Here is a 14,208-nt window from a genome sequence, read left to right on the forward strand (position 1 = left end):
TCGAGTCCCAAGGTGCCGGTGTGACGCCTTTTTAGACTTCGTCGTCCCCATGGGCTGTCGCGAAGCTTCGCGAGGAAACACCTCGCGCTCGCTTGACAAAACGGGCCATATTAGCCCGTTGGGTGTCTACAGGCCCTTCTCCACCATGTCCAGCAACCGCTGCCCCAGTGCATCGGTCTGCTCACGCGGCATGCCGCGCAAGGGTCCGTCGATGATGAGCAGGGCCAGTCCATGCACGGCCGACCAGGCGAGGAACTCCGCGCCGGGGCGGCGTTCGGGCGGCATCACGCCGGCATCGACCAGTCGGTCCAGCGCCGCGCCCAGCAGCTCGAAAGGGTTCAGGCCGCTCTGGCCGCTCTTGGTCTCGGCGGGTGCGTCCCCCACATCCACCACTGTTGCGAAGGCCGTGCGGAACAGGCCCGTCTCGGCCTGGGCAAAACGCAGGTAGCCGGTGCCGACGGCGCGCACGCTCGCGCGCGCAAAGTCCGCCGGCTTGCGCGTGGAGCGCAAGGCGGACAACTCGGCTTCCATGGCAAAGGCCACCGCGGACAGGGCCGCCGCACGCACCGCCTGCAGCAGCGCCTGCCGGCTCGCGAAGTGCCGGTAAGCCGCATTGGGAACCACGCCCGCACGACGCGTCGCCTCGCGCAGCACGACTGCATCCGGCCCGCCGGCGCGCGCGAGCTCGACACCCGCCTCCAGCAATGCGCGCCGCAAGTCGCCATGGCGGTAGGTGCTGCGTGGAAGAGGGCTGGGCGCGATCGGGGTGGGCATCGAGTCTTTCATGTGGACGGCGTCCATTATCTTTGCTATTGTCTTGTGGACGTTGTACACAACGTGACGCATTTCCCCCATCGGGCATGCCGCCGCAAAGCTGATCCACTCACATTCCCTCTCACCACCTGCAAGGAGAACATCATGGAAGTCCAGTCTTATCTCTTTTTCGACGGCCGCTGCGAGGAGGCGCTCGAGTTCTATCGCAAGGCCGTGGGCGCCGAGGTCACGATGCTGATGCGCTTCAAGGAGAACCCCGAGCCCGCGGCCGGCGAGGGATGCGCCTCCGATGGCACGCCGATCCCCGGTGACAAGGTGATGCACGCGAGCTTCACCGTGGGCGGCACGACGCTGATGGCCTCCGATGGTCGCAACTCCGGCAAGCCCGTGTTCCAGGGCTTCTCCCTCTCGTTGCTGGCGGAAGACGAAGCCGAGGCCCAGCGCCTGTTCGCCGCGCTGGGCGAGGGCGGGCAGGTGCAGATGCCGATGAGCAAGACCTTTTTCTCGCCGGCCTTCGGCATGGTGGCAGACCGCTTCGGCGTGTCGTGGATGGTCCTGGTCAAGAGCTGAGCGGCTTCGCGCCCTCATGTTCTCAGGATCTGCTCGGCCAGCCCGTCGAGCCGCTCCTTCACCGCGCGCCAGCCCGGCATCTCGACTTCGAGCAGGCGATGGAAACGCGGCCCGTGGTTGTGCTCCTTCAGGTGGCACAGCTCGTGGACGATCACGTAGTCGATGCAATCGCGTGGTGCCTTCACGAGATGCGGGTTCAGCGTCAGGAGGCCGGTGGGTGAGCAACTTCCCCACTGTCGCTTCATCGGCTGAAGCCGGAGCGGCGGTGGCGTGCGCACCCATTTCAGCGACGCAGCCACGGACGCCATGCGCGCAGCCAGCACCTCGCGCGCGCGCGTGGCGTACCACGCGTCCAGCGCCGAGCGAATCAGCGCCGGTTCACCCTGCGCCGTCCTGACCGCGATATAGCCGCCACGCATTCGCGCAGTCACGGGGCCTTCTGCATCGATGACCACCTTGAGCTGGATCCCTGTTCGCGAACCCTTTGCTGGCGCCAGCATCGGGCCTTTCACCGTGTTGTCGCCGCAGCGGGACTGGTATCTGGATACCCTGCTTCCCGCCTTCGGCCAGCCGGCCATCGCGCCGCGCCGGCGCCTTTCCGCGTTTCTCGCCTCGTCACGCCACTGGGTCCATCGCTGGACGGGCGCGCGCCTGCGGGTTGGCGCAGCCACCACCGCCGAGAACGAATCGAGCGTGGTGCTGCACGCCGACTTCGACGGCCGCGGCGTGGTGCTGACGGGGCGCGCAGGTGTCGGGGCCCTCGACGCCGCGGCCACCTACGCGGAGCAGCTGGGCATCGATCTTCCGGCAAGCCTGCGTCTCATCCAGGCGCCCAACGGGGGCAGTGCGGACCATTTGTCGGCGAGGGTTCTGGATCGCATCGTCGGCCACTGCAAACCTCGGACGGCCCGCACCTACACGAAGTCGGCGTTCATCTCGGTCAGCCTCGACGCCGGGCAACAGCCCAGTGCTGTCGTGACCGAGGCGCTGAAACGCCGCGGCGCCCTCAGTTTCGTGACGCTGGGCACGAGCCTTCACCACCTGCATGAGATGCCTGACCGCGGGTGGTATCGGGCGCGGCCCACCCACATGAAGACCTGATGTCACCAGACGGCCTCCGACGCGACAGGCAATGGCACGCGGTTCCCCTTAGATTCGATGGTCCAACACACAGGAGCATCCGCACATGATTCACGTCGTCGCCGTCATCACCGCCAAGCCAGGCCAACGCGACCTGATCCTCGAGGCCTACCGCGCCAACCGGCCGGCCGTGCTCGCCGAGGAAGGCTGCATCGAATACACCGCGACCATCGACGCTGCCGGCATGCCCGCCTCGCGAGGCAGTTTCGGCCCGGACACCTTCGTGGTGGTCGAGAAGTGGGAAACGCTGGCCGCGCTGCAGGCGCACTCGGCCGCGCCGCACATGGCGGCTTATGGGGCGAAGGTGAAGGATTGGACTGAGAGCCGGCTGATCCACGTCCTGGAGCCGGTGTGAAAAAACGCGCCCTCGGGCGCGTTTTCTATCGGAGCGATTCGCTTACTTCGCAATCACGCGAACCATCTCAAGGCACTTGTTCGAGTAGCCCCACTCGTTGTCGTACCAGCTCACGAGCTTGACGAAGGTGCCGTCCAGCGCGATACCGGCTTCGGCGTCGAAGATCGAGGTGCGCGGGTCGCCGCGGAAATCGGTGGCGACGACCTTGTCTTCGGTGTAGCCCAGCACGCCCTTCAGCGCGCCTTCGCTCTGCGCCTTCATTTCGGCACAGATCTCGGCGTAGGTGGCTTCCTTGACCAGTTCAACCGTGAGGTCGACGACCGACACGTCGGAGGTCGGCACGCGGAAGCTCATGCCCGTGAGCTTCTTGTTGAGCTCGGGGATGACCACGCCCACGGCCTTGGCAGCACCGGTGCTCGACGGAATGATGTTTTCCAGGATGCCGCGGCCGCCGCGCCAGTCCTTGTTGCTCGGCCCGTCGACGGTCTTCTGCGTCGCGGTGGTGGCGTGCACGGTGGTCATCAGGCCACGCTTGATGCCCCATTTGTCGTTCAGCACCTTGGCCAGCGGCGCCAGGCAGTTGGTCGTGCAGCTGGCGTTGCTGATGATGGCTTCGCCGGCGTACTTCTTGTCGTTCACGCCGTAGACGAACATGGGGGTGTCGTCCTTGCTCGGCGCGGAGAGGATGACCTTCTTCGCGCCGGCGTCGATGTGCTTCTGCGCCGTTTCCTTGGTCAGGAACAGGCCGGTGGATTCGAGCACGATGTCGGCGCCGACGTCGCTCCACTTCAGTTGCGCGGGGTCGCGCTCCTGCGTGAGGCGGATCTTTTTGCCGTTGACGATGAGGGTGTTGCCTTCGACGTTGACTTCGCCCTGGAAGCGGCCATGCACCGAGTCGTACTGCAGCATGTAGGCGAGGTATTCGGGCTCGAGCAGGTCGTTGATGGCAACGATCTCGATGTCGTTCTTGAAGTTCTGCACCGCCGCGCGAAGCACGTTGCGACCGATGCGACCGAAGCCGTTGATGCCGAGTTTGATAGCCATGTCTTTTGCTCCTGGATGGTTGAAAACTGGGTGTGATCGACTTCAGCGCTTGAGCGCCGCTTCGACCGTGGCAGCGACGTTCTCTGCCGTGAATCCGAAATGCTTGAACAGCACGCCCGCCGGCGCCGATTCGCCATAGGTGTCGATGCCGACGACGGCCGCCACGCCGTACTTCCACCAGCCGTCGGTGGCGCCCATTTCGACCGCGATGCGCGGCGTTCCCTTGGGCAGCACGCTCTTCTTGTAGGCCACATCTTGGCGGTCGAAGGTGGTGGTGGAAGGCATGGAGACGACGCGCACAGCGATCTTCTTCGCGGCGAGCAACTCCTGCGCCTTGAGCGCGAGCTGCACTTCGGAACCGGTCGCGATGATGACGGCCTTGAGGTTCTTGTTCTTCAGGCCCACCGCTTCGGGCTCGGAGAGCACGTAGGCGCCCTTGCTGATGTCGCTCAGGTCCTTCTTGGGCGAGTAGGGCAGGTTCTGGCGCGACAGCAGCAGCGCGGTCGGGCGGTTGGCATTCTGCAGCGCGACGGCCCAGGCGACGGCGGTCTCTGCCGTGTCACCGGGACGCCAGACATCGAGGTTCGGGATCAGGCGCAGCGACGCGGCATGCTCGATCGACTGGTGCGTCGGGCCGTCTTCGCCGAGGCCGATGGAGTCGTGCGTGAAGACGTGGATCACGCGCTTCTTCATCAACGCGGCCATGCGGATGGCGTTGCGGCTGTAGTCGCTGAAGGTCAGGAAGGTGCCGCCGTAGGGGATGTAGCCGCCATGCAGCGCCACGCCGTTCATGATGGCCGCCATGCCGAACTCGCGCACGCCGTAGTTGATGTGCCGCCCTGGCAGGCCGTCCGGGAACTGCTCGTTGCCTTCGCTGCGGACCACGGCGCCGTGGCTGTCGAAGCGCAGGCTCGGCGTGCTCTTGGTGTTGGTGAGGTTCGAGCCGGTCAGGTCGGCGCTGCCGCCGAGCAGCTCGGGCAGCGCGGCCGTGAAGGATTCGAGCGCCAGCTGCGAGGCCTTGCGCGAAGCCACGGTCTCGCCCTTGGTGTGGGCGGCGACCACCGTGTCGAACGCGGTCTGGTGGAAGTTCTTCGGCAGCTCGCCCTTCATGCGGCGCGTGAACTCCGCAGCCAGGTCCGGAAAGGCTTGCGTGTAAGCAGCGAACTTGTCGTTCCAGGCGGCTTCGGCCTTGGCCCCGGCAGCCTTGGCGTCCCATTCCTCGTACACCGCCGGCGGCAGCTCGAAGGGCGGATGGGTCCACTGCAGCGCGCTGCGGGTGAGTCCGATCTCGTCGGCGCCCAGCGGCTCGCCGTGGGCCTTGGCGGTGTTGGCGCGGTTCGGGCTGCCCTTGCCGATCTGCGTCTTGCAGATGATGAGCGTGGGCTTGTCGCCGTGGTTCTTCGCCTTTTCGATGGCCTTGGACACGTCCTTGGTGTCGTGGCCGTCGATCGGGCCGATCACGTGCCAGCCATAGGCCTTGAAGCGTTCTTCGGTGTTGTCGATGAACCAGGGCTTGACCGGGCCGTCGATGGAGATGCCGTTGTCGTCGTACAGGGCGATCAGCTTGCCGAGCTTCCAGGCGCCAGCCAGAGCGGCGGCTTCGTGGCTGATGCCTTCCATCAGGCAGCCGTCGCCGAGGAAGGCATAGGTGTGATGGTCGACGATGTCGTGGCCCTTGCGGTTGAACTCTGAGGCCAGCAGCTTTTCTGCGAGGGCGAAGCCGACCGCATTGGTGATGCCCTGGCCGAGCGGACCGGTGGTGGTTTCCACGCCGGGCGTGATCCCGGTTTCAGGGTGGCCCGCCGTCTTGCTGTGCAGCTGGCGGAAGTGCTTGAGTTCTTCGATGGGCAGCGCGTAGCCCGTGAGATGCAGCACCGAGTAGATGAGCATCGAGGCGTGACCGTTCGACAGCACGAAGCGGTCGCGATCGAACCATTGCGGATTGGCGGGGTTGTGCTTGAGATGCTCGCCCCACAGCGCGACAGCCATGTCGGCCATGCCCATCGGTGCGCCAGGATGCCCCGAGTTGGCGAGTTGAACGGCATCCATTGCCAACGCACGAATCGCGTTGGCCATCAAGGCTTGGTTGGCCATCTGTGGCTTCCTGGGAGCAAGTTAGGGGGAACCCGGCATTTTAGCGGGCGTGGTGGACGGTTCCCGAAATGGGCGTGGAGGGGCTGCTAGAGTGCCGCCCATGCATGGCCTTCACCTCACCGCCGACCTTCACGATTGCCGCTGCGCGACGCAATGGCTGGTGGACGCGCAAGCCCTCGGCGCCGCGTGCGCGAGAGTCGCGGAAACGGTGGGTCTGCAGGTGGTCGGCAAGCTCGCGCATGCCTTCCCCGCGACCTCGACGGGCCCGGGCGGCGTGACGGCCACGGTGCTGCTGGCCGAGTCGCATCTGTGCGTCCACACCTGGCCCGAGCAGGGCGGCGTGACGCTCGATGTCTACGTCTGCAACTTCGGCGGCGACCATTCCGCCAAGGCCAGGGCGGTGATGGACGCGCTGGAGGCGCTCTTCATGCCCCGACACGTGGAACGGCATACGCTGCAGCGCGGCGCGATCAGGGCCCCGGCAGCATGAGCATCAAGGCGATGATCCTGGCCGCGGGGCGCGGCGAACGCATGCGGCCTTTGACGGACGCGACACCCAAGCCCCTGCTCGAAGTGCAAGGCAAGGCGCTGATTCAATGGCCGATGCAGGCGCTGGCGTCGGGCGGCTTCACCGAACTGGTGGTCAACACGGCGTGGCTGGGCGAGCAGATTCCGGAGCGCTTTGGTGCGCGGTACCAGGACTCGAGCCTCTCCTATTCGCATGAGGGCCGCGACTTCGGCGGCGCGCTCGAGACGGCAGGCGGCATCGTTCGCGCGCTGCCCCTGCTGGGCGAGATGTTCTGGGTTGTGGCAGGCGACGTATTCGCTCCGGACTTCCTGTTCACGCAACAGGCGGTCGATCGCTTCGCGGCGAGCGGTCGGCTCGCGCATCTGTGGCTGGTCCCGAATCCGGCGCACAACCTGAAAGGCGACTTCGGGATCGGGTCGGTCGGCGCTGCGCTGAACGATGCGGCGCAGAAGTACACCTTCTCGACCATCGCTCTCTATCGCACCGAGTTGTTCGCACCGCCGTATTGCGCCATTGCGCCCGGCAACGCCCAGGGGGTGAAAGCCGCACTGGCGCCGCTGCTGCGCGCCGCCGTGGACGCGGGCTGTGTCAGCGCGGAGATGTACATGGGGCAGTGGGCCGATGTCGGGACGCCGGATCGCCTGCGGGAACTGAACGAAAAAAAACGGCCCGCGTGAGGCGGGCGGTTTCGATGGGCACTATGCGGTGCTCGGATCAGGGCACATTGGTCGTCGTCATCTGGAACGGTGCGCCAGGCACATCCAGCGCGCCGCCGTACTCGATGTTGTACGTGACACCGCCGGCGCTGGTCGGCGTGACAACGCAGCCGCCGGTGGACCTCGGGCATGCGCCGCCGTCGGAGAAGATCACCGGCCCGTAGCGGTAGTTGCGCACCGCCTTGCCGGCGTAGTCGGTCACGCTGGTCAGGTAGCCGGGGTTGGCGAAGTTGTCCGCATCCTCCACGGCGATCGGATCGACCAGGCGCGTGTCCTGCAGGGTCCGCACGATCGTGCCGCTGTTGCCGTTGCTCGCGAAGCGCACCCACGAGACCTTGCGGTCACCGCGCGAGGCCACCAGGATCTGCCGGTTCAGCGGCTCGATGCTGCCGTCGGTCGGCTCACCCTTGGAGGTCCCCAGCGAGGTCGGATTGCGGCCGATGCCCGTCACGGTGCCCACCTCGGCAATGGCGCTCGCCGATGGCGAAGCCGCCGTGCCGCCCGGCGCGTAGCCGTCGATGCTGTAGATGTGCAGCGTGCCGTCCTGCGTGGCGATCCAGGCGCGTTGCGGGCTGCCGAATACGGTGGTCTTCACCGCCGTGGGCTTGGCCGACAGCGACACCGTCTTGACCACCGTCGGCGTTTGCGACGGCGTGTTCGCGAAGGTGTACGGCCATTGGCTGTCACCCTGTCCCAGGTTGCTCGTCTGCGTCACGTTGGCGCTGAAGTAGACGCCGTTGACGTAGCTGAAGAGCGGCTTGAGGTCGATGAACGCGGCCTTCTGCTCCGACTTGGAGATCACCACCGCCATGCCGCCCTTGGCGTAGCGGCTGGCGTTCGCGCCCGAGCCGGTGAAGCTCTGCCAGTTGCTCGACAGCGGCGTGTTGTCGTAGCCGACGAAGTCGGCGCCATTGAAGGTCTGGAATTGGTCGAGGCCCGTGGTGGCCGCGATCTCCGTCGGCGCAGTCATGCCCGGAAGATCGACGTAGCCGAGGATCTTCATGAACGCGATGTTGCCCATGTTTGGCAGGCCGGGGTAGGTCGCCATCCACTCGTTCCACCACTTGTAATAGGCGCGCTGGCCATTGGTGCCGTTGTTGTAGGGATCGCAGCCGTCGCACAGGCCGGCCAGCGCGATCACTGCCACCTGGCCCTTCATGGCCGTCGTGTCCCAGACCGTGACCAGCGCGAATTCGCTCTGGGTCGTCATCGCGATCGCGGTCGGCACCTTGTTGGCCGGCAGTTTCACCGAGGCCTGGTTGGCGGAGGTGTTGCTGCCCGCGGTGGCGATCACGCCGTTCTGGTAGGCCACCAGGCTCTCGTTGCAGAAGCCGGAGCGGCCCGTGCAGCGTCCCACGGCGATCGGGTCGCTGCTCGCCACGCCCGAGGCCTTGAAGGCCATCGCGTTGATGCCGTCGATGCCGCCACCGGAGACCGCCGCGCGCGTCCAGCCCAGCTGAGGCAGTTGCGCGAAGGTGTTGTACATGTAGCCCGACACCTGGAAGTCGGCCACCCCGATGCGTTGCGCGGGGTTGTCGGCCACGAAGACCATGTTGGCCTGGTTGGTCGAGTAGGCGCCCGCGCTCGCGGACGGCGGACCGCCAACCTGCCAGTAGAAGGGATGGCTCGGCGCCGGCGAACCGAGTTGCGCGCGGGCATCCCGCGCATACAGCGTCGGCATGCCGCCGTTCCCGACGCCGTAGGCGGCGGCACTGGGGCCGTAGCGGTAGTCGATACCCGTCGGCTTGCTCAGCTGCGCGGCCATGGCGCGGTAGGCGTCGGTTGCGACGGTCTGGTTGCCGTCGACGATGTCTGGGCTCGCCGGGGTCGTGGTCGGGCTGTTCGAGCCTGGGCCGGTCACGCTGGGACTGCTGCCGCCGCCCGCTGCCGGGTCGCCCGCTGCTGCGCCGCCCGCCGCTGCGGCGGCCAATGCTGCAGCCACGGCTGGATCTGCCGCGGCCGCTGCACCCAGTGAACCGCCGCCTCCGCTACCCCCACCGCCACACGCCGAGAGCACACTAGCGCCAACTGCAAGCAAAATCGCGCTCTTATGTAGAACTTTCAACAAAAAACACCTCCAAAATAACAAAGTTGTGGGTTTTTACGTGGGAAAGGTCCTACAGCGCAAACCTTCTTGCAAATCTTTTCCTTGTGTTTTTGTTATTCCTAGGAATCAATTACAACGGTAGCGAATAGTGACGTTATGACCGCAAATCATCAAGCCCCCCGTCGATTACATCTTTCTACTTATTTAGGCGCGGACGGCATCGCCATCGTTCCGACCGCTCCGGAGCGCCAGCGCAACCGGGACAGCGACTTTCTGTACCGGCACGACAGCTACTTCTATTACCTGACCGGCTTCGCCGAGCCGAACGCCTGGCTGGTGCTGTCGGGAGACGGCCGCTCCACCCTGTTCTGCGCGCCCAAGGATCTGGAGCGCGAGATCTGGGACGGCTACCGGCTTGGCCCCGAGGCCGCGCCGGCGGCGTTGGGGGTCGACGAGGCCTACTCGGTCGACGAGCTCGACACCCGCCTTCCGCGCCTGCTCGAGAACAAGTCCGTCGTCTGGTATCCCTTCGCGACGCACAAGGGGCTGGAGACGCGGGTGGACGGCTGGCTCTCGGCCGTGCGCGCGCGGGTGCGCTTCGGCGCGCTGTGCCCCGAGGAACAGCGCGACCTCTGCGGCCCGCTCGACGAGATGCGGCTGGTGAAAGACGCCCACGAACAGGACGTGATGCGACGCGCCGCGCAGATCAGCGCCCGGGCTCACATCCGTGCGATGCAGTTGTCGGCGCGCATGCTGCGCGAGGGCAAGGACGTTCGCGAGTTCCATCTCGACGCCGAGCTGCTGCACGAATTTCGCCTGGGCGGTTCGCAGTACCCGGCCTACGGTTCGATCGTCGCTGCGGGCGCCAATGCGTGCGTGCTGCACTACCGGGCCGACACCGCACCGGTGCGGGACGGCGAGCTGGTGCTGATCGACGCCGGCTGCGAACTCGACGGCTATGCCAGCGACATCACGCGGACCTTCCCCGCCAACGGCAAGTTCACCGGGCCCCAGCGTGCGCTCTATGACCTGGTGCTGGCGAGCCAGGAGGCAGCAGTCGCGGCCACCCGGGCGGGAAATCGCTTCAACGATCCGCACGAAGCGACGGTCAAAGTGTTGTCGCAAGGCATGCTGGACCTGGGCCTGCTCGATGCCGACAAGGTGGGCAGCGTCGAGGACGTGATCGAGAAGCGCGCCTACTTTCCGTTCTATATGCACCGCACCGGTCACTGGCTCGGCATGGACGTGCACGACTGCGGCAGCTACGTCGAGCCGACGCAGGTGGGCGAGGTGAGCGAGCGCAGGGATCCGCTCTCCAACGAGTTGATCAAGAACCGGCCGAGCCGCATCCTGCATCCGGGAATGGTGCTGACCATCGAGCCGGGCATCTATGTGCGCCCTGGCGAAGGCGTGCCCGAGCAGTTTCACAACATCGGGATCCGCATCGAGGACGACGCCATCGTCACCGAAGGCGGCTGCGAACTGATTTCGCGCGGCGTGCCGGTCGACGGCGATGAAATTGAAGCATTGATGAAGGGCTGAGCAGCCCCGGCTAGCGCGCGACGCCGGCGAGATGGCCACGGGTGAAGGCTTCCTCGAAGATGGAATAGCCGGACCAGTCGCTGTGCGCAAAGCTCAGGCGTTCGGTGCCGATCAGCCCCGGTCCGCGCGTTGACAGCGATCCGAGCCGGCGCAGGAGGCCGGGCTCGGGGATCGCCATGGCGTGGCCGTAGCGAGTGATGTCGATGCGCGTCGCGAGGTCCCGAAGGTCGGGATGCGGCACCGAGAGTTCCGCCAGCAGGTCATCGCGCCAGGCCGTCCATGGCCGGTCGAGCAACTCGCGGCGACCGTCCGCTCCATCGAAGGCGCTCGGGCCGAGCGGCCGGTACCAGCTCAAGACCGTAGCGCGGGGTGTCGGGTCGAGCGTCTGGTGGCGGGCGTCGACATAGCCGAGTCCGCGCGCGCCGTAGACCACGTTGTCCCAGCTCGGCGCAGCGCCGGACCGATCGGCAAGCGGCGAGCGCACATGCACGTTGGCGACGAGCCAGGGCGAATAGCGCAGGTGCGTTGCGGCATGGCGCAGCACCTCGGGCGGGTTCTCGACGACACGCGCGGCAACGAACACCGGCATCGCGACGATGCAGCGGTCGGCCTGCCAGCGCACGCGCGACCGGGAGGCGACGTCGAAGACATCGACTTCGACGCCGGCGCGCGTTTCGGCGATGCGCGTGACGACATGGCCCGAATTCAATCGCTCGCCCAGCGGACTGGCCAACCGCCGCGTCAGCCAGCCGTTGCCTTCGGGCCAGGTCAGCACGGCGTCCCGCTCGGCGTTGTTGTCGCCCGGCGCGTGAAAGCCGTGGCGGCTGGCGAAGTAGTGGATGCCGGCCCAGGCTGACACGTGGGACGAACCCGCCCCATAGTCGTCGCGGCAGCAGTAGTCGAGGTACCAGCGCAGGTGCGGATCAGTGAAGGCTTCACGCTCGAGCCATGTCTGGAAAGTCAATGCGTCCAGCGCCACGAGGAGCGGCGCCGGTTCAGCCCTCAGCGTCGGGATCGTGAAGCGCGCTTCGCGACGCAACGCTTCCACGCGCAGCGAAAACCGGCGGTACTGCGCAAGAGTCGCTTCCTCCACGCCTTGTACGGGCAGCAGGCCTTCCTGCCATGCGCCGCCAAAGAAGAGGCGCTCCTGCGGGCTGTGGCACAGGTGGCGTTCGTCGTATTCCCAACGGCCCGATACGCGCCGCCTCAGGCCGAGTTCTTCGAGCAGGTCCTGCACTTCGTGCGCATCGTCGCCCGGCACTGGCAGGTAGTGCGCGCCGAGCGGGCAGGCGATGCCCTCGACCATGCCGCCACGGCTGTTGCCACCGGGTGCGTCTTCGAGTTCGAGCAGCACGAAGTCGTCGACGCCGGCAAGTCGCAGTGCACGCGCCGCCGCGAGCCCTGCGACGCCGCCGCCCGCGATCACGACCCGCGTGCGCCGCGTGCTGCCAGGCGCCGCGCCGGCAACCCATGTGCCGTCACGCAACGCATGGCCGCGCCCCAGGTCGATGCCGGTAAAGCCGCCCGCGATGTCATGCCGGGCATCGCAGCCGGCCAGGGCGGCTGTGCTCGCGATCGCGGCACCCAGGAACTCGCGGCGCTTCATTCCTAGTGTCCGGAGACCTTGCCCCATTCCTGCTCGTAGGTGATGACGAGTGTCTGGTTCGATAGCCGGTTCACTTCAGCCGGGACCCGCGCCATGTCCCGCGGAAAGTCGAACAGCAAGGGCACGCTCTGAGCCGACAGGAAGCGCAAGCCTTCGGGCAACGCATCGGGTTGCCGGTACGGCCGCCGGCTCGCGATGATGTAGCCCCACTCGCCGAAGCTTGGAACGTGCGCGTGGTACGGCGTTGGCCGCAGGCCGACGGATTCGACGGTCGCAGCCACGGTCCAGAAACTCTTTCGCGCGACCAGCGGCGAGGTGGTCTGTATCACCGCGTAGCCGCTTGCCGCCAGTCGCTTGTCGAGCAGCGCATAGAAGGAGTTGGTGTAGAGCTTGCCGATCGCGAAGTTGGTCGGGTCGGGGAAGTCGACCACGATGACGTCGAACATGTCGCCCGGCTGCTGGAGCCAGTGGAAGGCGTCGGTGTTGACGATCCGCACCTTCGGCGATTTCAGCGACCCGCCGTTGAGCGCCGCCAGCGTTTCATGTTCGGTGAAGAGCCGGGTCATGTTCGGATCGAGCTCGACCAGGGTGATGTTCTCGACCGACGGGTACTTGAGGATCTCGCGCACGGCCATGCCGTCGCCGCCGCCGAGCACGGCCACCTTCTTCGGTGCGCCGTGCGCGGCCATCACCGGGTGCACCAGGGCCTCGTGATAGCGGTATTCGTCGCGCTCGGCAAACTGCAAGTTGCCGTTGAGAAAGAGCCGGTGCCCTGCGCTGCCGCGCGTGACCACGATGCGCTGGTAAGGCGAGGTCTCGCTGAAGACGATGCGGTCCTGGTAGAACTTGTCTTCCGCCAGCGTCGTGATGTGCTCCGCGAACACGAAGGCGCCAAGCAGCGCGAACAGTGCCAACCCGCACGCGAGCGCGTGCGCTCCGACTCTTCGCAGTTCGTGGCGAAAGAGCCAGAGCGCCCACACCGCGACGGCCGCATTCATGAGCCCGAACAGCAGGCCGGTGCGGATCATGCCGAGCTGCGGCACGAGCAGCAGCGGGAATGCGATCGAGACCGCGAGCGCGCCAAGATAGTCGAAGGTCAGGACCTGCGAGACCAAGTCCTTCAGCACGATGTTGCGCCGGAGGATGCGCATGACGAGCGGGATCTCGAGCCCCACCAGTGCGCCCACCACCAGCACCAGCCCGTACAACAGCAGCCGGAATGCGCCGGGAACATAGGCATTGGCGATGAAGAGCACGGCGGGCAACAAGCCGCCGATCAAGGCCACCATCAGTTCGATGCGCAGGAAGTGCGCGGGGAGTTGCCGCTCGAAGTAGCGCGAGAGCCAGGAGCCCACGCCCATCGCGAACAGGTAAGTGCCGATGATGGTGCTGAACTGCAGCACCGAATCGCCGAGCAGGTACGAGCTGAGCGCGGCCGCGCTCAGCTCGTAGACCAGCCCACAGGCCGCGACCACGAACACACTGGCAAGGAGCGCGATCTCGACAGGCTGCGGGCCGCTGCGTGCGGCCGTAGTCGCGGACAAGGCCGCCTCGCTCAATGGATCGCGGCCGCGACGATGATGCAGATGCCCAGGCTCATCGCCGCAACGACCAGGCCCAGCGCCACGTTCTGCTTCTCGACGATCTCTTGCCACAGGTCATAGGGCGTGAGCTTGTCGATGATCAGGAAGCACAGCCAGAAGACCACCACCCCGATCAGCGCGTAGAGGAGCGACCCGAGAATGACCGCCGGCTTCAACCATTCAATGCCCATGATGAGGACCTCCGGAA

General features: G+C 66.3%; 14 protein-coding genes. 6 read left to right on the forward strand and 8 right to left on the reverse strand.

Annotated elements, in window-relative coordinates:
• Window positions 1–126: 126 nt before the first annotated feature.
• A complete protein-coding gene (locus tag QTI04_RS27285; protein WP_286618304.1) occupies window positions 127–774 on the reverse strand; it encodes a TetR/AcrR family transcriptional regulator in 648 nt (215 codons plus the stop codon).
• Window positions 775–918: 144 nt separating this feature from the next.
• Here QTI04_RS27285 and QTI04_RS27290 point away from each other — a divergent pair, with 144 nt between their 5' ends.
• The gene (locus tag QTI04_RS27290; RefSeq protein ID WP_286618306.1) at window positions 919–1,344 is read left to right on the forward strand and encodes a VOC family protein; all 426 of its coding nucleotides are present in this window, start codon (window positions 919–921) and stop codon (window positions 1,342–1,344) included.
• A gap of 14 nt (window positions 1,345–1,358) precedes the next feature.
• Here QTI04_RS27290 and QTI04_RS27295 read toward each other — a convergent pair whose 3' ends face one another.
• Entirely contained in the window at window positions 1,359–1,775 is a 417-nt protein-coding gene (locus QTI04_RS27295; protein ID WP_286618307.1) for a M48 family metallopeptidase, read from the reverse strand.
• Window positions 1,776–1,800: 25 nt separating this feature from the next.
• On the opposite strand from QTI04_RS27295, the gene QTI04_RS27300 reads away from it, so the two are divergent.
• A complete protein-coding gene (locus tag QTI04_RS27300) occupies window positions 1,801–2,445 on the forward strand; it encodes a hypothetical protein (RefSeq protein ID WP_286618309.1) in 645 nt (214 codons plus the stop codon).
• Between the two features lie 85 nt (window positions 2,446–2,530).
• Window positions 2,531–2,839 carry a putative quinol monooxygenase gene (locus QTI04_RS27305; RefSeq protein WP_286618310.1) on the forward strand — a complete coding sequence of 103 codons (309 nt, stop codon included), beginning with the start codon at window positions 2,531–2,533 and terminating at the stop codon, window positions 2,837–2,839.
• Window positions 2,840–2,881: 42 nt separating this feature from the next.
• On the opposite strand, the gene gap is transcribed toward QTI04_RS27305, so the two are convergent.
• Both gap and tkt read right to left on the reverse strand, forming a co-directional pair.
• A complete protein-coding gene (gene gap / locus QTI04_RS27310) occupies window positions 2,882–3,883 on the reverse strand; it encodes a type I glyceraldehyde-3-phosphate dehydrogenase (protein ID WP_286600416.1) in 1,002 nt (333 codons plus the stop codon).
• A 42-nt stretch (window positions 3,884–3,925) separates the two neighbouring features.
• Window positions 3,926–5,977: a transketolase gene (gene tkt, locus QTI04_RS27315; RefSeq protein WP_286618312.1), complete on the reverse strand. Its 2,052-nt coding sequence runs from the start codon at window positions 5,975–5,977 to the stop codon at window positions 3,926–3,928.
• A gap of 100 nt (window positions 5,978–6,077) precedes the next feature.
• Here tkt and QTI04_RS27320 point away from each other — a divergent pair, with 100 nt between their 5' ends.
• Together QTI04_RS27320 and QTI04_RS27325 are read left to right on the forward strand one after the other, a co-directional pair.
• Window positions 6,078–6,467, forward strand: a complete 390-nt coding sequence (locus QTI04_RS27320) for an S-adenosylmethionine decarboxylase family protein (protein WP_286618314.1) — start codon at window positions 6,078–6,080, stop codon at window positions 6,465–6,467.
• 11 nt (window positions 6,468–6,478) lie between these two features.
• Complete coding sequence (locus QTI04_RS27325; RefSeq protein WP_286618428.1) at window positions 6,479–7,183, forward strand: nucleotidyltransferase family protein; 705 nt, start codon at window positions 6,479–6,481, stop codon at window positions 7,181–7,183.
• Window positions 7,184–7,220: 37 nt separating this feature from the next.
• Here QTI04_RS27325 and QTI04_RS27330 read toward each other — a convergent pair whose 3' ends face one another.
• Window positions 7,221–9,164, reverse strand: a complete 1,944-nt coding sequence (locus QTI04_RS27330; RefSeq protein ID WP_286618315.1) for a hypothetical protein — start codon at window positions 9,162–9,164, stop codon at window positions 7,221–7,223.
• Between the two features lie 261 nt (window positions 9,165–9,425).
• Between QTI04_RS27330 and QTI04_RS27335 the strand changes: the two genes are divergently transcribed.
• Window positions 9,426–10,811 (forward strand): aminopeptidase P N-terminal domain-containing protein, encoded by a 1,386-nt coding sequence (locus QTI04_RS27335; protein ID WP_286618317.1) that lies wholly within the window; start codon window positions 9,426–9,428, stop codon window positions 10,809–10,811.
• Between the two features lie 10 nt (window positions 10,812–10,821).
• Here the strand turns inward: QTI04_RS27335 and QTI04_RS27340 are convergent, their stop codons facing one another.
• From QTI04_RS27340 to QTI04_RS27350, 3 genes are read right to left on the reverse strand one after another with little or no spacing between them, the layout of a single operon-like run.
• The gene (locus QTI04_RS27340) at window positions 10,822–12,417 is read right to left on the reverse strand and encodes an FAD-dependent oxidoreductase (RefSeq protein ID WP_286618318.1); all 1,596 of its coding nucleotides are present in this window, start codon (window positions 12,415–12,417) and stop codon (window positions 10,822–10,824) included.
• Between the two features lie 2 nt (window positions 12,418–12,419).
• Window positions 12,420–13,961: a polyamine aminopropyltransferase gene (locus QTI04_RS27345; protein WP_286618319.1), complete on the reverse strand. Its 1,542-nt coding sequence runs from the start codon at window positions 13,959–13,961 to the stop codon at window positions 12,420–12,422.
• Window positions 13,962–13,972: 11 nt separating this feature from the next.
• A complete protein-coding gene (locus QTI04_RS27350) occupies window positions 13,973–14,191 on the reverse strand; it encodes a DUF350 domain-containing protein (protein WP_286600424.1) in 219 nt (72 codons plus the stop codon).
• Window positions 14,192–14,208: the final 17 nt, after the last annotated feature.

The organism is Variovorax sp. J22R115 (genome assembly GCF_030317005.1).
Classification (GTDB): Bacteria; Pseudomonadota; Gammaproteobacteria; order Burkholderiales; family Burkholderiaceae_C; genus Variovorax.

Bases quoted from the DNA above. Each gene is read 5' to 3' on its own strand.
- tkt (WP_286618312.1), bottom strand. From the start codon at position 5,977: ATGGCCAACCAAGCCTTGATGGCCAACGCGATTCGTGCGTTGGCAATG.
- QTI04_RS27305 (WP_286618310.1), top strand. From the start codon at position 2,531: ATGATTCACGTCGTCGCCGTCATCACCGCCAAGCCAGGCCAACGCGAC.
- QTI04_RS27290 (WP_286618306.1), top strand. From the start codon at position 919: ATGGAAGTCCAGTCTTATCTCTTTTTCGACGGCCGCTGCGAGGAGGCG.
- QTI04_RS27325 (WP_286618428.1), top strand. From the start codon at position 6,479: ATGATCCTGGCCGCGGGGCGCGGCGAACGCATGCGGCCTTTGACGGAC.
- QTI04_RS27320 (WP_286618314.1), top strand. From the start codon at position 6,078: ATGCATGGCCTTCACCTCACCGCCGACCTTCACGATTGCCGCTGCGCG.
- QTI04_RS27340 (WP_286618318.1), bottom strand. From the start codon at position 12,417: ATGAAGCGCCGCGAGTTCCTGGGTGCCGCGATCGCGAGCACAGCCGCC.
- QTI04_RS27335 (WP_286618317.1), top strand. From the start codon at position 9,426: ATGACCGCAAATCATCAAGCCCCCCGTCGATTACATCTTTCTACTTAT.
- QTI04_RS27350 (WP_286600424.1), bottom strand. From the start codon at position 14,191: ATGGGCATTGAATGGTTGAAGCCGGCGGTCATTCTCGGGTCGCTCCTC.
- gap (WP_286600416.1), bottom strand. From the start codon at position 3,883: ATGGCTATCAAACTCGGCATCAACGGCTTCGGTCGCATCGGTCGCAAC.
- QTI04_RS27285 (WP_286618304.1), bottom strand. From the start codon at position 774: ATGCCCACCCCGATCGCGCCCAGCCCTCTTCCACGCAGCACCTACCGC.